Source organism: Peribacillus sp. NPDC097895, from assembly GCF_050277555.1.
GTDB lineage: Bacteria > Bacillota > Bacilli > Bacillales > DSM-1321 > Peribacillus.
Genome location: NZ_JBNNSH010000007.1, coordinates 62,691 through 83,526, shown reverse-complemented (window position 1 = coordinate 83,526; position 20,836 = coordinate 62,691). Strand labels below are relative to the sequence as shown.

Annotated in this window: 17 protein-coding genes; all 17 read left to right on the top strand. The window is 40.0% G+C overall.

The window, feature by feature from the left end:
* Nucleotides 1-212: 212 nt before the first annotated feature.
* The 17 genes from hutU (at nucleotide 213) to ACQKMH_RS23920 (ending at nucleotide 20,760) form a co-directional block, all read left to right on the top strand.
* Nucleotides 213-1,889: a urocanate hydratase gene (gene hutU, locus ACQKMH_RS24000; protein ID WP_427589854.1), complete on the top strand. Its 1,677-nt coding sequence runs from the start codon at nucleotides 213-215 to the stop codon at nucleotides 1,887-1,889.
* Nucleotides 1,886-3,184 (top strand): imidazolonepropionase, encoded by a 1,299-nt coding sequence (gene hutI, locus ACQKMH_RS23995; protein WP_230156496.1) that lies wholly within the window; start codon nucleotides 1,886-1,888, stop codon nucleotides 3,182-3,184. Before hutU ends, hutI begins: the two co-directional genes overlap by 4 nt.
* Before the next feature lie 497 nt (nucleotides 3,185-3,681).
* Nucleotides 3,682-5,004 carry an MFS transporter gene (locus ACQKMH_RS23990; protein WP_427589853.1) on the top strand — a complete coding sequence of 441 codons (1,323 nt, stop codon included), beginning with the start codon at nucleotides 3,682-3,684 and terminating at the stop codon, nucleotides 5,002-5,004.
* Between the two features lie 246 nt (nucleotides 5,005-5,250).
* Nucleotides 5,251-5,385 (top strand): hypothetical protein, encoded by a 135-nt coding sequence (locus tag ACQKMH_RS23985; protein ID WP_427589852.1) that lies wholly within the window; start codon nucleotides 5,251-5,253, stop codon nucleotides 5,383-5,385.
* Between the two features lie 447 nt (nucleotides 5,386-5,832).
* The gene (locus ACQKMH_RS23980) at nucleotides 5,833-7,218 is read left to right on the top strand and encodes an MFS transporter (RefSeq protein WP_427589851.1); all 1,386 of its coding nucleotides are present in this window, start codon (nucleotides 5,833-5,835) and stop codon (nucleotides 7,216-7,218) included.
* Between the two features lie 75 nt (nucleotides 7,219-7,293).
* Complete coding sequence (gene hutH, locus ACQKMH_RS23975) at nucleotides 7,294-8,853, top strand: histidine ammonia-lyase (RefSeq protein WP_427589850.1); 1,560 nt, start codon at nucleotides 7,294-7,296, stop codon at nucleotides 8,851-8,853.
* A 128-nt stretch (nucleotides 8,854-8,981) separates the two neighbouring features.
* Nucleotides 8,982-10,109: an N-methyl-L-tryptophan oxidase gene (gene solA / locus ACQKMH_RS23970; protein ID WP_427589849.1), complete on the top strand. Its 1,128-nt coding sequence runs from the start codon at nucleotides 8,982-8,984 to the stop codon at nucleotides 10,107-10,109.
* Between the two features lie 327 nt (nucleotides 10,110-10,436).
* Complete coding sequence (gene pxpA, locus ACQKMH_RS23965) at nucleotides 10,437-11,195, top strand: 5-oxoprolinase subunit PxpA (protein ID WP_427589848.1); 759 nt, start codon at nucleotides 10,437-10,439, stop codon at nucleotides 11,193-11,195.
* Between the two features lie 47 nt (nucleotides 11,196-11,242).
* Complete coding sequence (locus ACQKMH_RS23960) at nucleotides 11,243-12,454, top strand: NRAMP family divalent metal transporter (protein WP_427589961.1); 1,212 nt, start codon at nucleotides 11,243-11,245, stop codon at nucleotides 12,452-12,454.
* 78 nt (nucleotides 12,455-12,532) lie between these two features.
* Nucleotides 12,533-13,324 carry a putative hydro-lyase gene (locus tag ACQKMH_RS23955; protein ID WP_427589847.1) on the top strand — a complete coding sequence of 264 codons (792 nt, stop codon included), beginning with the start codon at nucleotides 12,533-12,535 and terminating at the stop codon, nucleotides 13,322-13,324.
* A 22-nt stretch (nucleotides 13,325-13,346) separates the two neighbouring features.
* Nucleotides 13,347-14,105: a 5-oxoprolinase subunit PxpB gene (gene pxpB, locus ACQKMH_RS23950; RefSeq protein ID WP_427589846.1), complete on the top strand. Its 759-nt coding sequence runs from the start codon at nucleotides 13,347-13,349 to the stop codon at nucleotides 14,103-14,105.
* Nucleotides 14,102-15,097: a biotin-dependent carboxyltransferase family protein gene (locus tag ACQKMH_RS23945; protein WP_427589845.1), complete on the top strand. Its 996-nt coding sequence runs from the start codon at nucleotides 14,102-14,104 to the stop codon at nucleotides 15,095-15,097. The genes pxpB and ACQKMH_RS23945 overlap by 4 nt, the downstream gene beginning before the upstream one ends.
* 180 nt (nucleotides 15,098-15,277) lie before the next feature.
* Nucleotides 15,278-16,033, top strand: a complete 756-nt coding sequence (locus ACQKMH_RS23940) for an IclR family transcriptional regulator (RefSeq protein ID WP_427589844.1) — start codon at nucleotides 15,278-15,280, stop codon at nucleotides 16,031-16,033.
* Nucleotides 16,034-16,655: 622 nt separating this feature from the next.
* Nucleotides 16,656-17,936 carry an MFS transporter gene (locus tag ACQKMH_RS23935; RefSeq protein WP_427589843.1) on the top strand — a complete coding sequence of 427 codons (1,281 nt, stop codon included), beginning with the start codon at nucleotides 16,656-16,658 and terminating at the stop codon, nucleotides 17,934-17,936.
* Nucleotides 17,937-18,444: 508 nt separating this feature from the next.
* A complete protein-coding gene (locus tag ACQKMH_RS23930) occupies nucleotides 18,445-19,233 on the top strand; it encodes an SDR family NAD(P)-dependent oxidoreductase (protein ID WP_427589842.1) in 789 nt (262 codons plus the stop codon).
* 386 nt (nucleotides 19,234-19,619) lie between these two features.
* Entirely contained in the window at nucleotides 19,620-20,414 is a 795-nt protein-coding gene (locus ACQKMH_RS23925; protein ID WP_427589841.1) for an alpha/beta fold hydrolase, read from the top strand.
* 97 nt (nucleotides 20,415-20,511) lie between these two features.
* On the top strand, nucleotides 20,512-20,760 hold the full coding sequence (locus ACQKMH_RS23920; protein WP_427589840.1) for a ferredoxin: 249 nt from the start codon (nucleotides 20,512-20,514) through the stop codon (nucleotides 20,758-20,760).
* Nucleotides 20,761-20,836: the final 76 nt, after the last annotated feature.

Below are 20,836 nucleotides of genomic sequence, written 5' to 3'. Positions count from 1 at the left end.
AAGAAGTTCAACTCGACGGTTCGGTTTATGCTGAATCGTTATTATATTTCATTAAATTGAAAGTTCTAATATAATTCATAAAAAACTAAAGTTAACTGTAAAATGTTGAAATAATTTATAAAATAATCATTAAATTATAATTAATTATCTGAATTTTTCCTATACAATGAAAATATAAGAAAACAACATAACAAAACAAGGAGGCAACAAAAATGAACACGATTACAAACAAGGTTATCCGTTATACAGGAACAGAATTGCATACAAAAGGATGGCAACAAGAAGCAGTGCTTAGAATGTTAATGAATAATTTGGATCCTGAAGTCGCTGAACGTCCAGAAGATTTAGTGGTATACGGAGGGATTGGGAAAGCAGCTCGTAACTGGGAATGCTTTGATGCAATCGTCAAATCACTAAAAGAGCTTGAAGAAGATGAAACTTTATTGGTCCAATCAGGTAAACCGGTGGCCATTTTTAAAACGCATACGGATGCACCACGTGTCCTTCTTGCAAATTCAAATATCGTCCCTGCATACGCGAACTGGGAAACATTCCATGAACTTGATAAAAAGGGATTGATGATGTATGGGCAGATGACAGCTGGTAGCTGGATATATATTGGTTCTCAAGGAATCGTACAGGGTACATACGAGACCTTTGCCGAGCTTGCAAAACAACATTTCAATAACTCGTTAAAAGGCACCATTACACTAACGGCAGGTTTAGGCGGAATGGGAGGGGCACAGCCGCTAGCAGTTACGATGAACGGTGGTGTCTGTATCGGGATCGATGTTGATGAGACAAGAATTGACAGGAGAATTGAGACGCGCTATACCGATGTGAAAACGGATTCTTTGGATGAAGCCATTCGTTTAGCAACAGAAGCCAAACATGAAGGGAAAGCATTATCCATTGGTCTGATTGGGAATGCTTCTGATCTTCTTCCTGAAATGATCGCAAGGAACTTTATTCCGGATGTCTTGACGGATCAGACGTCCGCCCATGATCCACTAAATGGATATACTCCTTCAGGCCTGTCAATGGAAGAGGCTGCAGAATTACGGAATGCAAATCCAGAAGAGTATATTAAACTTTCTAAAGCTTCAATGGCCAAACATGTAAAAGCGATGCTTGAAATGATGGAAAAAGGAGCCGTGACGTTTGATTATGGTAACAATATCCGTCAAGTTGCTAAAGATGAAGGGGTAGAGAATGCTTTTGACTTCCCGGGCTTCGTTCCAGCTTATATCCGTCCACAATTTTGTGAAGGTAAAGGTCCATTCCGCTGGGTGGCTTTATCTGGTGATCCAGAAGACATTTATAAAACAGACCAAGCGATTTTACGTGAATTCGCTGATAATGAACATTTATGTAACTGGATCAAAATGGCTCAAGAAAAAATCCAGTTCCAAGGTCTGCCATCCCGCATATGCTGGCTTGGTTATGGGGAGCGCGCCCGTTTTGGTAAAATCCTCAATGATATGGTTGCAAGCGGTGAATTGAAGGCTCCGATAGTGATTGGGCGTGACCATTTGGATTCAGGATCTGTTGCTTCGCCGAATCGTGAAACGGAAGCCATGAAGGATGGTTCGGATGTAGTGGCTGACTGGCCGATCTTAAATGCAATGGTGAATGCAGTGGGCGGTGCAACCTGGGTTTCCGTACATCATGGCGGCGGCGTAGGAATGGGTTACTCCATGCATGCAGGCGTTGTAATTGTAGCAGACGGCACAAAAGAAGCAGGAGCAAGGATTGAGCGAGTGTTGACAACGGACCCTGGGATGGGGGTAGTGCGTCATGTTGATGCAGGTTATGAACTGGCAGAGGAAACAGCTCGTGAAAGAGGAATTAATATCCCGATGCTTGATAAAGGAATTGATAAACAATGACAAAACCAATTTGGATAAAACATGCCACTCAACTTGCTACCCTTACCTCTGATAGGAAAGGTCCTCGTTCCAAAGAGGCAATGTCGGAGCTTGGGTTGATTGAAGATGGAAGCATATGGATGGAATCTGGTTTGATTCAAGCGATAGGTACGACCAAAGAATTGGAAGAACTTTATGCAGATAGAATGCATGAAGCGGAAGTCTTTGATGCAACTGGCCATTTGGTGACACCTGGGCTAGTTGATCCACATACGCATGTTGTATATGGCGGGAGCCGGGAACGTGAATTTGAAATGCGTCTTGAAGGCGCAACATATATGGACATTATGAACGCAGGTGGTGGCATTCATGCTACCACCCGCATGACCAGGGAAGCAAGTGAAGAAGAATTGATGGAGCAAACCACCCGACGCCTTGATTCGTTTCTCGCTCATGGCGTGACCACAGTAGAGGGTAAAAGCGGTTACGGAATGAACTTGGAAACCGAATTGAAGCAGTTACGGGTGATGAAGAAATTACAGGAGGAGCATCCGATTGACCTTGTTCCTACATTTATGGGAGCCCATGCGGTTCCAAAGGATTATAAAGGCCGTGAGGATGAATTTGTCGATCATCTGATAAATGATATGCTTCCAATCGTGTCTGAAGAGAAGCTGGCTGAATTCAATGATGTATTTTGTGAAAAGGGGGTCTTTACCCCTGAACAATCGGAGCGGATTTTAACGGCCGGAAAAAAATATGGCTTGATTCCTAAAATTCATGCTGATGAAATTGAGCCATACGGTGGAGCTGAATTAGCTGCGAAGATAGGGGCCATTTCAGCTGAGCATTTGTTAAAAGCTTCCGATGAGGGGATTACTGCTATGGCTAAGTCAGGTACCATTGCCTGCTTGCTTCCAGCCACAGCCTTGTATTTACGGGAAGAAGCGGCCCCTGGAAGACGAATGGTTGATGAAGGCGTAGCTGTTGCCATTTCGACCGATTGCAATCCCGGATCTTCACCGACGACTTCCATGCCGCTTGTCATGAATCTGGCATGCATTTCGATGCGGCTTACCCCTGCAGAAGCTCTTACGGCGGCGACATACAATGCTGCTTGTGCAATCAACAGGCAAGAAAAGGTCGGATCGCTTGAAGTCGGAAAACAAGCTGATGTCGTTTTATGGAATGTTGAAAACTATCAGGAGTTGCAATATTTATTTGGGGTCAATCACGTTAAGTCTGTATGGAAAAATGGTGTGCAAGTAGTGAATGATAGGGTGAAGACTGAATCTAAAAGCCTGACTGGTCTATAAAATTCACTAAAAGAAGAGAGACTATACCCATCGACCCATCATTAGGTTGACCGTATCTCTCATGAAATGCACATTTAATGAACTTCAATCTATGTATCAGGAGCCTCTTTATATCCGCTGGAATTTTGGCGGATGTAAAAAGGCTTTGATACGTACAACATGATCTAACAGAATTCCAAGTTGCCAAAGCAGGTGAAGTATCTGATACTTCAGTTGCACTGGTATACATGCTTCTACCCATGGTGGAATGCCTGCTAATGGGTTTTTTGATATTTTACTAGAAATTGGCCAGTATCCGTTTGTCATGCAAATTGATATTGTCTGTCTTGATCCGAGCTACTCTATGGGGGTCAATACAGTCAGAATCAGGGTGTTCATGGCTGCAATTTATTACAGGCTGCATAATGCAAACTAGATTTAGGGTTTTAGGATGACTGTTTTTATGTTTAAAGTCAGTCAGTATTGCTGCTCTCTAACAAACATCAAGGAGTGATTACATGTTGAGAAATAACTATCGTTACTTTATCATTTTTATGATTATTGTTATTACAATCATAAATTATATTGATAGAGGTGCACTTTCATATGCCCAAGCTGAAATAATCAAGGAGTTCAATTTAGATCCTGTAAGTTGGGGAGCAATCCTGGGGTATTTTGGATATGGTTATATATTCGGTGCACTATTTGGTGGTGCTTTAGCAGATAAGAAAGGTCCTAAATTCATGTGGATCATTGCCGGAACTACATGGTCTTTTTTTGAAATTGGGACAATATTCGCAGGTCACATAGGTGCAGCATTATTTGGAGGCTCTGCCTTGGCAGGATTTGCAGTATTTCGTGTTTTATTTGGTTTAGCTGAAGGACCTACCTTATCAACGATGAATCGAACGATGGCAAACTGGGTATCCCCTAAAGAAAAAGGGTTTGCTGTAGCACTTGGATTAGTTGGAACGCCAATTGGAGCATTAATTACTGCACCCATCGTAGTAGGTCTTCTAACTTTCACTAACTGGAAAGTAACATTTGTTATTCTCGGTATATTAGGCTTTATTTGGGTAGCAATTTGGAACAAAGTATTTACAAACTTACCTGAAGATCATCCAAGAGTCTCGAAAACCGAACTTGAAGAAATTCGAAGAGCAGATATTTTAATTAAAGGTGAGACGAAATTAGACGAACAGATAAATGTACCATGGTACCATTTTTTTAAAAACCCTACGTTAGTATTTAATGCCATTGGATATTTTGCCTTTTTATATGTAAATATTTTATTACTTACATGGACCCCAAAATATCTGCAAGATGAATTTAATTATTCACTTTCTTCTCTTTCATATATTGGTATGATTCCCTGGATAGGAGCTATTATCACTGGATTATTAGGTGGTAAAATCTCGGATATATTACGTAGAAAAACAGGGAATTTACGTATTGCCAGATCTTGGTTCACAGTAGCATCCTTATTTTGTACAGCTGTTTGTTTTATGTTGATCCCAACTGTCGAGAGTGCTGCAGCAGTACTTGCATTAATGTGTATAGGTAATGCCTTCAATTATTTACCAAATTCCATCTATTGGATTGTTGTTCTTGATACAGAACCAAATAAAGCAGGAACTTTTGGGGGAGTAACTCATTTCATTGCGAATCTAGCGACTATTATTGCTCCGACCCTGACAGGGAGTCTTGTAGCAAAACATGGATATAATGCAATGTTTATTGCAGCATCCGTTGCGGTAACAATAGGAATGATCGCGATGGTTTTTGTGAAACCCGGTAAACAAGGAGACTCGTCTACATCAACCAATAATATGGTGAGTTAAAAATATAATTTTTTTTAGGAAAGATAGTAGATTGGAAAGAAGCTAATTAGACCAATAAATAGAAAGTTACAGCTTATGATGAGCAATGGTTACGGCGATTGCTCCTTTTTCGTGAGAGGATGTTTCAAGAGAATCACATATTTATATAGAGCTGATGCTTCGTGTTTCCGTGGCTGGGTTAATATGTAATAATCTCTAATGGAAATAAGGCTTAAGAATAAATCCTTCTGAGGGGAGGAAATTTTCATGTGGATAATCACTATTCATGCGAAGAACAGGATAAGAATGTTTGAGTATGACACTGAAAAGGAAGCAAGGGCAAAATTTGAGGAATTACAAGGATGTAAAATCCTTAGTGAAGTCATTTATTTCAATGATTGAGACTCTTTTATAGAAAATACAGGTGAATGAGGATAGTGCAACTATCTGAAATCTACTATTCTTGAGCTGTATTAATTTGGCAACATATCGAAAAGACTTTTTTTATAAGTGTTAATATTTATAAATGTTTAATATTTTTTTTATAAAAATACAATAGATATATAATATAGTAATATAAATTATAAGAGAATCATTAATTTATAATGTTTTTTGTGAGATTATCATAATAAAATTAGGTTAATAGTTAGGAGGTAAAAGTATTTTCAAGCGAAAACAATTGGTGAAATAGTGAATGTAAAGTAATGCATGCTGGAGTGGGCAATTTGTGTTTAGCTTATTCAGGTTGAATTAGTTGATAGAGGACGGAGGTCCTGCCTGAGTGTATTTCATTTTAAAGTATTTTTTTAAGTTAATATATCTGAATAGTCAAAAAATGGAGGGGATTCTTTGAACGAACAAAAGATCACTATGGACGATGCCCCATTTAATAAGTTTCATTTTCGTATTGCTGGCCTTACCTTTGGATCAAGCTTCTGTGATGGTTACTCACTTGGAATCATTGCGATGGCTCTGACAGTACTTGGTCCTCAATTGGAGTTAAATGCAATGTGGACTGGATTGATCGGAAGTTCTGCATTAATCGGTCTTTTTGGGGGAGCGTTGGTACTTGGAAGACTTTCTGATCGTATTGGCAGACAGAAAATCTTTCTCGTAAACTTTTTACTGATCACGATTGCTACTATTTTACAATTTTTTGTTAGTGGTCCAGAAGAACTTCTCATTTTACGGTTACTAATTGGTTTTGGACTTGGAGGCGATTATGCTGTCGGTACGACTCTACTCGCCGAGTTTTCACCAAAAAAGTATCGCTCCTCGCTTCTCGCATCTATAAACGTAGTATGGACGCTTGGATATGTAGCTTCAAACTTTGTTGGTCATTACCTGGGACAGGTTGGGCCAGACTCATGGCGTTGGATGCTTATTAGTGCTGCTATTCCCGCTATTGTGGTTTTGGTCTTACGAATAGGAACGCCAGAATCACCAAGATGGCTTGTCAGCATGGGACGTGTCGAAGAAGCTCGCCAGATAGTAAAAAAACACCTTGGATTGAACGTTGAAATGGGAGAAACGTTTACTGGTACGGAAAATCAAAAGACTCTAGGGTTTAGTGGACTTTTCAGCAAAAAGCTTCGTAAACGTACGGCTTTTGGTGGAATATTCAAATTAACTCTTGTTATTCCGTACTTTGCAATCTACACTTTCCTTCCATCGATACTAAGTACAATGGGTTTTGAACAAAACTTTTTTGCCGATACCATGTTAAATCTATTCTTGCTTGTTGGGGCAATTTTCGGACTTTGGTTGCTCGCGAAATTTTCTCGTAGAGGATTTACGATCGGGGCTTTTACGATCCTTACTGTTTCATTGTTTTCACTCAGCTTCTTACACAATGGTTCTCAATTCTTAATGTTGACAGCCTTCTTGATTTTTACATTTTTCATGTCAGCAGCATCAAACCTTACATTAGTATACCCAGCAGAGCTTTTTCCAACTGAGATTCGTGGATCTGGAATAGGTATGGTTACGGCCATTAGTCGGATTGGTTCTGCAATTGGTACATTTCTGCTGCCTATTAGTCTAAATTCATTCGGATTAAGTACATCAATGATTGGTATGGCTGTGGTTCTGCTAATCGGTTTGATTGCATCGATTGCCTGGGCACCTGAAACGAAGAATCTTTCCTTGCATGAAGCGAGTGACCCATTACTAGAAGCGGGGAACTTTTCGAAGGGAACCGATATTCCCTTTACAGAAAATAAGAAAATAACATAAGATTAATTTCTAAATGAGAAGGACCAAAACTTTTTTCTCCTTCTTGATGAGTCATAAGAGAGGAGATGGGTAAGGATGATAACGACCGATTGTTTACATCCTAAAGATATTAAAGAGGTTGTACTAGGTGACGGTGCAATCTCAATCAATGAGTTGATAGCGGTTGCAAGATATGGTGCAATCGTTACCTTCACACAGGCGTATTGTGAAAGGGTGGATCAATCACGAAGCTTAATAGAAAAGTTTTTAGATGATAATAGATTGATTTACGGTGTGACGACAGGGTTTGGCAGTAATATGACGGAGGTGATTTCTCCAGAAGACGCAGAAACCCTTCAACGGAATATTGTTCGTTCTCATGCTGTTTCGGTTGGGGAACCTCTTGAAAAAGAAGTAGTAAGAGCCATTCAATTGATGATACTTGTAAACTTAGGTCAAGGCTATTCAGGTGTCCGTTTACAAGTATTAAAACTTATTGCTTCATCTTTAAATCACGATGTATTTCCCTATGTTCCAGGTGATGGGTCAGTGGGATATTTGTCTCCTGAAGCACACATGGCCTTGTTGTTGATCGGGGAGGGACGGGCGTGGTACAACGATGAGCTTCTATCGGGAAAGGATGCGCTAGCCAAATCTGGATTAAAGCCTGTAACGCTTGGGTGTAAAGAAGGACTGGCTCTCATAAGCGGAACTCCTTCCGTCACTGCCCTGGCTGCTCTGGCTTTATACAATAGCATGCAAGCAGCTAAAACCGCAGACATTACAGGTGCTATGTCCTTAGAAGTGCTAAAAGGTACAATTAAGGCATTTGATCCCCGTCCCCATGCAATAAAAAAGCATGAGGAACAGGCCAAGACAGCCAGAAACGTTACAAGGATACTGGAAGACAGCCAAATCATTGATACATACAAGGAACATAGATTACAAGATGCGCTTAGTTTACGATGCATTCCACAAGTCCATGGAGCCATCAAAAGAGTTTTGAAAGACGCTGCTGTTTCAATTGAGAATGAAATGAACTCTGTTAGTGACAATCCATTGATTTTCCCGGAAGAGGAAGATGGGATAGCACTCATGGCTGGAAATTTTGATGGTTCATATATAGGGATATACGCGGATACGATAGCCATAGCGTTAGCAAACCTAGCGAAAATAACTGAACGCAGAATAGATCGACTAGTAAACCATCACCTTAGTGAATTACCTAATTTCTTAGTGGTCAATCCTGGTTTAAATAGTGGCTACATGATCCCACAATATACAGCCGCCGGACTATTAAACGAGATAAGGGTGCTCTCGCATCCAGCCACAGTAGATAATACCCCTACATGCGCCAATCAAGAAGATTTGATAAGTTTTGCTTATTTCGCTTCGAAGAAAGCCTATCAAATCTCAAAGAAACTTGAATATATTTTAGCCATTGAAGTGATGACGGCAACGCAAGCAATGGATTTTCATCTACCATTGAAACCGTCACCGGTTACGGAGGGCGTATATCATTTAGTTCGGAGCCAAGTCCCTATGGTGGAAGAAGATCGCTTTTTTCACCCTGACATTGAATCGATTTATAGACAAATTCATGAAGGGGAAATAGTTATGCTAGTTGAAAAGGCGATCGGGGAAATGGAGTTTTAAAAAAAGATGGAAGCTGTTTTACTTTATTTTATAGAGTAAAGGGGCTTCCTTTTTCATTAAGGATCATATGAATGATTGCTGTTAAACTAGAATGATTGTATGATTCATCTAAAAAGGAGGGAAGCAAGATGCACTATGATGTAATTGTAATTGGAGCTGGATCCATGGGAATGTCTTCAGGATATTTTCTATCAAAAAAAGGACAAAAAGTACTATTATTGGATTCCTTTGTTCCTCCTCATAATAAAGGCAGCCATCACGGGGAAACAAGAATTATTAGACATGCTTATGGTGAAGGCAGGGAGTATGTTTCTTTGGCTCTTAAATCCCAAAAGCTATGGGGGGAGTTGGAAAAAGATACGGGAAAACAATTGTTCCTTCCAACGGGGGTCCTGAATGCTGGAAGTCAAAATTCCGCTTTCATTAAACAAGTGAAAGCTGGTTCGAAGGAATATGGTTTACCAATGGAAATCTTGGATTCAAATCAAATTCATGATAGATGGCCAGGTATTAAACTGCCAGAAGACTTTATTGGGTGTTTTGAATCGACTTCGGGCGTGTTAAATAGTGAAGAGTGCATCCGAGCGTATCAACAACTTGCGAAATCTCATGGTGCTGACTTCCTTGTAAACAGTCATGTAAGGAAGATAGAAGTTCATAGTGATGGGGTCACGATTAAAACGGATGAACAGACATTCCACTCAGAATCTTTAGTGGTTACAGTTGGAGCATGGGCTCCAAAAATATTAGCGATGTTAGATTTAAATCTGCCTCTAGAACCTATCAGAAAAACATTTGCATGGTTTCAGGCAAATGAAAAATTGTATAATCATCATAACTTTCCAGCTTTTACTTTCGATACTTCTATTGGTACATATTATGGCTTTCCAAGCATAAATGGTTCTGGAATGAAAATAGGAAGACATGATGGTGGAGACCGCATAAATCCTGATGGTAGCATAAAGGGTTTTGGTGAATTGGAAGAAGATGAAGGAGATTTGGTGGAGTTTTTACGGCAATATATGCCGTCTGATCAAAAAATGAAATATGGGAAAACTTGCATCTACACCATGACCCCTGACGAGAACTTTATAGTGGATAAACATCCTTATTATCCACACATTGCTATTGCAGCAGGATTCTCTGGACACGGGTTTAAATTCAGCAGTGTCATGGGAGAGATCCTGAGTGATCTGATCATTTCCGGTACGAGCAAAGAAGATATATCATTATTTTCAATAAATCGATTTAACTAAGAAAAGTCCTGTCTCAAACATCGAATGTCATTATATGCGCCCTAAATATTGTAATCAAGGCCGTTGTTTCCTAATCAAAGGGAACAACGGCTTTTTTATATTAGTAGTTAATAATTCACCTGAAACATGATAGTAGCTAAACTATATGTTAGGTTATCTAACAAAGTATTGTCGAAATAATTAAATTATGATAGAATATGAATATTCCGAAATATGAAACTAAAGTTCCGAATTTCGGTATATTCATATGGTTTAAGTGAAATGAAGCATTCTTACATATTTACGCGAAAAATAAACAGAAATTTCCGGTAAAAAGGAGAGGGTAAAATGAAAACGGTTGATTTGAATTGTGATTTAGGCGAAAGTTTTGGTGCTTATCAAATTGGAAATGACAAAGAGATTTTAGATTATGTAACTTCAGTCAATATTGCTTGTGGATTTCATGCCGGTGATCCGACGGTCATGAGAAAAACGGTACAACTTGCAATGGGGAAGGCTGTCAAAATCGGGGCACACCCAGGTTTCCAGGATTTAATTGGTTTTGGCAGACGGAATATGAATGTAACACCACAGGAAGCTTATGATCTTGTCGTCTATCAAATTGGCGCTTTAAATGGCTTCTTGCAATCAGAAGGTGGCAGTATGCAGCATGTGAAACCGCATGGAGCTTTGTATAATATGGCCGCAAAGAACAAAGAGTTATCCAGGGCCATAGCTGAAGCGGTATATAACGTGAATCCTGAGTTAATTTTATTTGGTTTGTCGGGAAGTGAGTTAATAGATGCTGGACAGGCTATCGGATTACAAACGGCCAGTGAAGTATTTGCTGATCGGACCTATCAAAAAGATGGTTCATTGACCTCTCGCTTGGAGAAGGATGCACTGATAGAAAATGATGATGATGCCGTTGCGCAAGTCATTCGCATGGTAAAAGAAGGAAGGGTCTTGTCTCAACAAGGCTCCGATGTGTCTTTAAAAGCAGATACCATTTGTATACATGGGGATGGCGCACATGCTTTAACCTTTGCTCGCCATGTGAAAAAATCTTTACAATTATCAGAAATAACAGTCAAGTCATTCAAATAAAAATCAAAACAATCAGGAGGCAGATTCCATTGGAGCCAATTAAAAATATAACACCACAGGGAAAGACTCCCACTAAGCCAAAAATAAACCGTACTTTATTGTTAGGTGCAGCATTCCTAATGGCAACATCCGCAATAGGACCAGGTTTTTTAATGCAAACAACCGTTTACACCCAAAGTCTTGCGGCAAGTTTCGGCTTCGTTATTCTTATCTCTGTTATTCTTGATATTTTTGCCCAAACAAATGTTTGGCGCATAATAGCTGTTTCTGAAAAACGAGGGCAAGAGATTGCAAACATGGTACTTCCTGGACTCGGTTATGTCCTTGCGGCACTTATCGTTATGGGTGGTCTCGCATTTAATATCGGAAATATCGCAGGAGCTGGGCTTGGTCTAAATGCAATGACGGGAATATCCCCAACTGTAGGTGCGGCAATAAGCGCCGTCATCGCCGTTTTGATATTTGTCGTGAAAGAAGCAGGAAAGGCCATGGACCGTTTTACGCAAATTGCCGGTTTTTTTATGATCTGTTTAATGATTTATGTTGCATGGACAACCTCACCTCCTGTAGGGGAAGCGGTAGTGAGAACTTTTGTGCCGGATAAAATCGATATTATCGCCATCGTAACATTAGTAGGAGGATCTGTAGGCGGCTATATAACTTTTGCTGGAGGACATCGTCTATTGGATGCAGGCGTGAAAGGTGTTGACGCATTACCACAAGTCACAAAGAGTTCGGTAATGGGGATATTGATAACGACGGTAATGAGGGTTGCTTTATTTCTGGCAGTACTTGGTGTCGTATCGAAAGGTTTACAAATCGATTCAGATAACCCTGCTGCATCCGTTTTTCAACTCGCTGCCGGTGATATAGGATATAAAATCTTTGGTATCGTTATGTGGGCCGCTGCTATCACATCTGTTGTTGGTGCTGCATATACTTCTGTTTCATTCATCAGAACATTCAGCGAAAAAATAAATAAAAAGGCTAACTGGATTATTATTGGCTTTATTGTCGTTTCAACCATTTGCTTTTTGTTAATTGGCGAACCGGTTAAAGTTCTGCTTGTAGTTGGAGCGATAAATGGTCTGATTTTACCAATTGCCCTTGGTACGCTATTGGTTGCCGCCTATAAGAAAAATATTGTAGGTGATTACAAGCATCCTTTATGGTTGACGATTTCCGGTGTATTTGTAGTAATCGTTATGGCGTTAATGGGCGCATATACATTAGTGACACAAATACCCAGATTTTTTTGATGATAATGAATGCAAATCAATGAATGCGACTGGCAGTTTACTGCTAACTGCCAGCCGTCAATAGGAGATGAATGATTAATGATCGATCTTTCCCAAGCAACCCCGGCAGAATTACGTTCCATGATTCGAAATAATGAATGGATTAAACCGACTGCTGGCATGGCTAACGGTTATGCACAAGCGAACTTAGCCATCTTAAAAAAAGAGCATGCTTTTGATTTTTTATTATTCTGTCAGCGCAACCCTAAATCGTGCCCATTGCTGGATGTAACGGAAATGGGTTCACCTATACCTGCATTTGCTGCCAAGTCTGCAGATATACGCACCGATATTCCTAAATATAGGGTATATAAATATGGTGAATTAGTGGAAGAAGTAACGGATATTTCAGATTACTGGGAAGACGATATGGTAGGATTTTTAATCGGATGCAGCTTTACATTCGAACACGCTCTTTTAAATAATGATATATCGATTCGTCACATTGATGAGGGATGCAATGTACCAATGTATAAAACTAATATTCCGTGTATCGAAGCGGGAATTTTTCATGGGAATATGGTAGCAAGCATGCGGCCGATTCCCCAAAAAGATGTAGTCAGGGCAGCTCAAGTGACATCGCGTTTCCCGGCAGTTCATGGTGGTCCGATTCATATCGGCGATCCTGAAGCAATAGGGGTGTCCAGTATAGAGAATCCCGATTTTGGTGATGCAGTAACGATTCGTGAAGGGGAAGTCCCGGTCTTTTGGGCATGTGGTGTCACGCCTCAATCCATTGCTATGGAAACCAAACCTGAAATCATGATCACACATGCACCTGGACATATGTTTATAACGGACATTCGTGATGAAAAATTAGGCGTTTTATAATGGACAGAAAGAGATGAGTTCTATGCCGGAAAAGATTTTGAATAAAACTGCATGTAAACTGTCTCCCTTGGGCGATTCCGCAATCGTGATTACATTTGGGAATGGAATGGAATACAGCATTCACAAAAAAATAAAATTGTTTATGGATTCACTGGAAGATGAACCCTTTGTAGGATTTATAGAATGTGTACCGGCATTTACGAATTTGACGGTATTCTATGATCCGCTGATTATCTATAAGAATCAAAAACAAAGCAATGGAAGGGAAGACATTTCTCCCTATGAAGTGGTTCGTTGCATCTTGGACATGAAATTACAGGGTATACAAGAAGGTAAAAAGCTGACACATCGAACGGTTTCCATTCCCGTCTGTTATGGAGGGAAATATGGACCGGATTTGGAATATGTAGCTCGTTATAATAATTTGACCACGGATGAAGTCATTCATATTCATTCAACCGGTGAGTATTTGGCCTATATGATCGGATTTGCACCTGGTTTTCCGTTTCTAGGGGGGCTATCTGAAGAAATAGCGACACCTAGGCGTTCTTCTCCCAGAATGACGATACCAACAGGGGCAGTTGGAATTGCCGGTATGCAAACGGGTGTATATCCCATATCAACACCTGGAGGATGGCAGTTAATCGGACAAACGCCAACGAAACTATTTTTGCCAAATATAAATCCGCCAAGTTTATTACAAGCAGGAGACATTGTAAAATTCCATCCGATTTCTAATAAAGAGTATGAAGAAATGGTCCTTAAGGAGGGGTTACAGTGAGCCTGCGTGTAATCAAGCCGGGATTATTGACTAGTATACAAGATCTTGGAAGAAAAGGATTTCAGCAACATGGGGTGATAGTAAGCGGGGCAATGGATGGATATTCTTTACGAATTGCCAATATGTTGGTTGGTAATGAAGAAGGAGAAGCGGCCTTGGAAATAACATTAATGGGTCCGACTATTAAAGTGGAGAAAAATTGCTTGATCTCGATAACGGGTGGCGATTTATCACCTACGATCGACAGTCGGATTGCACCGATGTGGAAGCCCATATATGTGAAAAAAGGATCGATTCTTCGATTTGAAGGGTGTAAATCAGGTTGCAGGGCTTATTTATCTGTGGCGGGAGGTTTCGCCATTTCTGAAGTTATGGGTAGTAAAAGCACCTATTTACGGGGAGGGATTGGCGGCTATAAGGGCAGGGCAATAAGAACTGACGATGTGTTGGAATGTAATGAACCTACCAGAAATCTTGGTGAATGGGAGGTCGAAGGTTCATTTGCCTTCCCAAAGTGGTTTGTTAATCATAAGGAGTTTTTTCCAGATCGAAAGCCTTTCATCCGTTTCATCGAAGGAAGCCAGTACGAATATTTCACAAACTCAAGTAAAGGTAGTTTTGTAGAAGGTTCATTTAAAGTTTCCAATCAATCTGACCGTATGGGTTATAGAATATCAGGCCCTAACCTAGAGTTACAGGATAACGGGGATCTATTATCAGAAGCGGTTACAAATGGGTCCGTACAGGTTCCTCCTGATGGAAACCCGATCATACTCCTTGCAGATAGCCAAACAACAGGAGGATATCCTAAAATAGCACAGGTGATTACAGCAGATTTACCAATAATCGCACAAGTTAAACCAGGGGAATCCATTCAATTCTCACGGGTGACCTTAAAAGAGGCAGAACGGCTTTTCCTTCAAAAAGAGGTGCAATTGAAAGAATTACAGGTTTCGATTTCATTAGCCCTGAAAAAATGGTTTGTCATATAGTTCCTTCAGCAAGAAGCCGTAAACGATGAGAAAGTACTCTTTTTAGAGTACTTTCTTTTTCCTTTTCCCTTATATGTATTTTTTACTGTATACCATTCTATCCTTTTTTCCTTGTTTTATTATAGAATGATAGTATGTGAGTACATCCAGGAAAACTTGTATCATGAAAGGAGACAATGTATGCAAGCACATAACAAAACCGTCGTTAAATCCATGCAAATCCTTACCCTTTTCATCAATCATCCGAAACTCAGCTTTAATGAAATGATGGTACTTTCCAACCTGCCAAAAACCTCATTGCACCGAATGCTGGGGTCATTGGAAGAAATGGGGTTTCTAACTAGGGATGATGATGGATATTATTCACTTGGGCTTATATTCCTGCAGTTTGGTCAACTGGTGGGAGAGCGTTTGGATATCAGATCAATTGCCTATCCCATCATGAAAGACCTTCGGGATGATGTTGAAGAGGCAGTGAATTTAATTGTGAGGGATAAGGACGAAGCCATGTACATTGAAAAGGTGGACACCCTGCATCCTGTGCGTCTATATACCTCTATTGGAAGGCGCTCTCCACTGTACGCTGGCGACTCCCGAATCATCCTCGCGCATTTGCCGGAAGAAGAGCGTGAAGCTTATATGGACAGTGTAGAATTAAATCCAATTGCGATTGGAACGATAACGGATAAAAACATCCTCCGTCATGCTTTGGATGAAGCGAGAATGAAAGGATATACGATAACTTCATCAGAACTGGAGAATTACACAAAAGCGGTGAGTGCTCCGATATTAAACGGCAAAAATCAAATTGTAGCTGGTATTAGTGTGGCTGGGATTGAAGCAAGATTTCAGGAAGATCGTTTGCCTGAATTGATAGACAAGGTAACGAAAGCTGCCAAAGAGATTTCCATGAAACTAGGTTCACAAACTCATTAAGGAAAATAGAAATAACATGTTTTCGAAACAATCAACATTTACGAAATCGATTAGTTTCCTTACATAAGATAGTTGATTCCTAAAAAGTGGGCATCTTCGATAAAGCAATGAAAAGGGCATAATCTGCAAAGCCACCGCTTATGGTGGTTTCTTGTCATTTGGCATACTCTGCTGTAACTGGTGTGATTCGGCAGCTACTTTTGGAAGGGCTTATCAGCAACATTTTCAATGAACGTCATCGTTCTTGGGAGAGTAAAGACTCACTCGGCCAAGACGCAAACGAGAAACCATTCAAGAGGGTACACCTTTGTTAATATCGTTAGCAATCTGCATTGCTGATGAAAGTATTGTTTCGTGTTGTTTTCAACGAAACAATACTTTATTTCGTTTTGTATACAAAACTATTTTTTGTCTTAGAAAAAATAATTTGAATATTATTGACTATTATGAAAATTCGATATAACATTAAATATCGGTAACATTGTTTTTTATATAAAACAATGCGTTGCTGCTATTTTTTTGAAAGGAGGAGTAGGTCAAGTTTAATAGTATGATAGACATTTTCTTTGTTGGAAATCATGAAAGCGCATTCAAAGGAGCCTATTTATAAGGGGGAAATAACATGTTACAAGGTCAAAAAAGATGGTTGTACATTGCAATCCCTATTTTTTTCTTCTGGTTTTTCGGTCAGATTGATAAAGTGGGTATCTCCGTTATCCAAACGGATCCGGGATTTTTAAGCGATCTTGGACTAACCGGCCCGGATAAAAATGCAAAAATTGGTTTGATCTCCTTTATATTCATGATTTCATATTCCTGTTCCAACATTTTTTGGGGCGTTATTATTGACAAGTTAGGCGCACGGAAAACAGCAGTTTTAGGTTTACTGGTATGGACAGCGACCATTGTGATGGGGGGGCTGTCAACTTCATACGAAATGTTTTTAATCAGCAGGGTCATCCTCGGAATTGGGGAAGGTATGATGATTCCGATATCTGGTAAATTTATTTCGAATTGGTTTAATAAACGAGAACTTGGCAGGGCACAGTCATTCTGGATTACGGGCAACTATCTTGGCCCGGCATTGGGTACCGTTATGCTCATTCTGATTATTTCAACGTTTCATTGGCAGGCAGCATTCTTTGCCCTCGCCGCCTTTAACTTATTTATCAATATTCCAATGTTCCTGTTATTGACTCGTAACACGCCAGAAGAACATCCACGCATCAGTAAAGAAGAAGTCTCCTATATTCGCCAAAAAGACGAAACAAATGATGTGCAGTCGAAGCAATTCTTCGCTAAGGATTATCGTTATTGGATTGTCTGGTTTGGCAATTTGATGTCGTCCTTTCTTTTCTTTGGAATCAGTATTTGGCTGCCTACATATCTTGTTGAGGCCAAAGGCTTTGAAAGGGAAGCGATGACTGGGATTACTTCATTATCGTGGCTATTCGCACTTGGGTTTGTCCTGGCTGGGGGATTTCTGGCGGACAAAACGAAGCGCCCGAGTTTACTGGCGACGATTCTTTTCATACTGACAGCAGTATTTTTGACAATTGCCGTTATTGCACCAAGCCCTATTTTGGCTGGCGTTTCCATGGGGCTCGCTATGGGATCCCAGGGAGGAATGTTTCATCTAACCAATTTTTTCATCATTAAATTTTCAACACCTGAAACAGCGGGCCGTGCAGCCGGTTTAATGGGATTCACAAATATTATGGGTGGATTTTCAAGCTATATTATGGGGTGGAGCCGCGATTTGTCTGGCGGTGATTTTGGTCCTTCCATTGCCATGCTCATTGTAGCAGCCACTTTCGGGTTTGTCGCGTATTTGTTTATGATTAAACAAGAAGCTCTTGAATATCACCTAAGTAATACGACAGGAAATAAAGTAACTTTTTAAATGGGTGAATCTAGCGGACAGCAGCAACCCACTTGGCAAATGAAGTAAAGCCTCAAGCGGTTCAAGCGGAATGGGTGTTCGATAATCGATAAAAGGCTAAAAGTTTAAGATCATGCGTTTTTTAGAAGTGGTTTCTCAGTAAGAATACGAGGTGGAATCTTACTGAGAAGCTACAATGAAGTCGTCAAGAGTCAAATCTTGTAGACCTTTTAAAAGAGTACATAGGAGTAAGGATAACCACAGATTAATATATTTTGGAATCACGAGTTGCGAATCAAGTAGGGTATTCCAAAAGGTGGTTTCATTTTTTTTACAGACTACTAAAATCGTTTATATTAAAACGTTGTTTTATATAAGAAACTAAATATCGTGAATTAAGAGAAGATTAATGACCCGTAAGGAATTTGAAAAAATATGTGCTCGCTAACAAGACCGTATACTTGATTCTAACCTAGATCTTTGTATAATCGTTCATCATGAATAAAAGATAATTAAAGGGGTGGAGACCATGGGAATGACCTTAAAAGATAAAGTCGTAATGATTACAGGGGGAGCTTCAGGAATAGGGGAAGCTGTCACACGCCGTTTTATACAAGAAGGGGCAAGAGTGAGCATTATCGGCCGCTCTAAAGACACATTAGCGAAAATGAAAGAAGAATTTGGTAAAAATATCCTTACTTATCAGGGAGATGTAAGCAAATACGAAGACAATGAACGAGCGGTCCAAGCTACGGTTGAGCAATACGGGAAGTTAGATGTTTTCATTGCGAATGCCGGCGTGTTCGATGGATTTGCTAAATTTGCCGATGTGACTCCTGAGGCGCTTTCCGAAGCGTATGATTCCCTTTTCAATATTAACGTAAAAGGGTCTTTTTTCGGAGCGAAAGCAGCTCTTGAAGAACTGCAAAAAACAAATGGCACTATAATTTTCACTGTGTCCGGTGCAAGTTTTTATCCAGATGGCGGCGGTGTTTGGTACACAGCGAGCAAACACGCCCAAATTGGATTGATGCGCCAGCTTGCGTTCGAGCTCTCGCCTTCTATCCGGGTAAATGCGGTAGCTCCTGGGGGCACATTGACAGCACTTTCGGTGATCCCGCCACTGCGTCCATTTGTGAAAATCGTCGATAATGATACGAAAGCAAGCAGCATAAAAAAAAGAAATCCTCTTCAACTTGCCCAGGTGCCGGAAGATCACGTTGGGGCGTATGTACTGTTAGCTTCTGACGAATCACGCGCGATTACCGGTGAAGTCATTTCCAGCGATGGCGGATTGTCAGTGCGAGGACTTGGCTAGGTTGGCACAGGTTTTGGAATACTGTATTTTGCTTTATTTGTAAGACCGGAACTGAAATGGAATTTCTGCTGCTTAAGTTTCGTGTATTGTTACATAAAAAAATCCCTGTATCAGTCCGCAATTTGTCGGCGTGTGCTTAATCCCTATTTTTTAGCAGACAGGTCGTGGTTCTTTGGAAACCCGTAACGCTAATGATGTTGATGCTTTACGACAGTGTCAGGGAAACGTATCGATAAACAGGTCAAGTTCTGCTCATTGCAGATAAGGAAGCACTTTCCATATCGAATCAAAACGAAAGCTATTTCCGTCAAGAGTAACTAAATGAGGTGAATCATTGGCTACTTTAAGAAAAGATATGCCAAATACACATAAGGGGGAATGATATTATGCCATACGTAAAAGTGGAAGATTTAAGGATTCATTATGAAATAGAAGGTAATGGAGAACCTTTAGTATTGTTACATGGTATGAGTAATAATTCACAGTCCTGGAAGGAGCAAATCCAGGAATTAAAGGAGAATTATACAGTAATTGCATGGGATGCTCCGGGTTATGGGAAAAGTTCAGATCCAGCAGAGGAATTTAGAAATTTTAAAGAGTTTGCACGGATTCTGAACGGCATGCTAGATCAGCTGAATTTGGAAAAAATCCATCTGCTCGGCCATTCAATGGGAGCGGCAATTGCAATAGAGTACTGTAGCTTGTACCCAAATAAGATTAATAAACTTATATTAGCCGATTCGACAAGAGGGGCTGCTGCTCTAACCCCAGAAGAGAACGAGACGAAATTGAAAAATCGATTATTTTCGATTGAAAACCTTTCTACTGAGGAGATAGCGGAAAAGAGGATACATGCCTTGCTATCTCCCCATGCTTCAGAAAACGTTTATAAGCGAGTAAAAGAGATCATGACACAGATAAGACCGGCAGGATACCGTTCGGTAGCCTATTCACTTTATCATCTAAATCAAATGAGTACGTTATCTCATATAGATGTTCCTGTCCTTGTAATTTGTGGTGAGTTGGATACTGTAACCCCTATAAAGGAATCGGAAGCAATTCATGAAGAATTAATAAATTCAGCGCTAGTGATCATTCCAGATGGCGGTCATTTGTGTTACCAGGAGAATCCCAGAAAGTTTAATTCAAGCATCCTGGAATTTTTAAACGATATTGAGTAAGGAAATAAAGAATAGGAATTGCCTAAGGTTTCAAAACCTTATAAATGCTTTAGTAAAAAAACAGGGCTTATATTAGAGAGGGGAATGGATAGTAAAAATGGCTAACTATACAATCGTGGATAAAGAAACTTGTATTGCATGCGGAGCTTGTGGTGCTTCAGCTCCTGATATTTATGATTACGATGAAGAAGGTATTGCGTTTGTTATATTGGATAATAATGTTGGGGCAGCCATCATACCTGATGAACTTGAGGAAGATATGATAGATGCTTCAGAAGGATGTCCAACCGATTCTATTAAAGTAGCTCAAATATCTTTTGATGGTAATCCTAATAAATTTGAATAATATTTATAAATGTTGAGGACGTTTGTAACGGATTATAGATTTATATGAATTAAAGAAATTGACACCTCTAGTTTAT

Coding starts and splice junctions, on each gene's coding strand:
- ACQKMH_RS23985 (WP_427589852.1), top strand. CDS start 5,251: ATGTGGATAATCACTATTCATGCGAAGAACAGGATAAGAATGTTTGAG.
- ACQKMH_RS23935 (WP_427589843.1), top strand. CDS start 16,656: ATGTTACAAGGTCAAAAAAGATGGTTGTACATTGCAATCCCTATTTTT.
- pxpB (WP_427589846.1), top strand. CDS start 13,347: ATGCCGGAAAAGATTTTGAATAAAACTGCATGTAAACTGTCTCCCTTG.
- ACQKMH_RS23990 (WP_427589853.1), top strand. CDS start 3,682: ATGTTGAGAAATAACTATCGTTACTTTATCATTTTTATGATTATTGTT.
- pxpA (WP_427589848.1), top strand. CDS start 10,437: ATGAAAACGGTTGATTTGAATTGTGATTTAGGCGAAAGTTTTGGTGCT.
- ACQKMH_RS23955 (WP_427589847.1), top strand. CDS start 12,533: ATGATCGATCTTTCCCAAGCAACCCCGGCAGAATTACGTTCCATGATT.
- ACQKMH_RS23920 (WP_427589840.1), top strand. CDS start 20,512: ATGGCTAACTATACAATCGTGGATAAAGAAACTTGTATTGCATGCGGA.
- ACQKMH_RS23940 (WP_427589844.1), top strand. CDS start 15,278: ATGCAAGCACATAACAAAACCGTCGTTAAATCCATGCAAATCCTTACC.
- ACQKMH_RS23930 (WP_427589842.1), top strand. CDS start 18,445: ATGGGAATGACCTTAAAAGATAAAGTCGTAATGATTACAGGGGGAGCT.
- hutI (WP_230156496.1), top strand. CDS start 1,886: ATGACAAAACCAATTTGGATAAAACATGCCACTCAACTTGCTACCCTT.
- solA (WP_427589849.1), top strand. CDS start 8,982: ATGCACTATGATGTAATTGTAATTGGAGCTGGATCCATGGGAATGTCT.
- hutU (WP_427589854.1), top strand. CDS start 213: ATGAACACGATTACAAACAAGGTTATCCGTTATACAGGAACAGAATTG.
- ACQKMH_RS23925 (WP_427589841.1), top strand. CDS start 19,620: ATGCCATACGTAAAAGTGGAAGATTTAAGGATTCATTATGAAATAGAA.
- hutH (WP_427589850.1), top strand. CDS start 7,294: ATGATAACGACCGATTGTTTACATCCTAAAGATATTAAAGAGGTTGTA.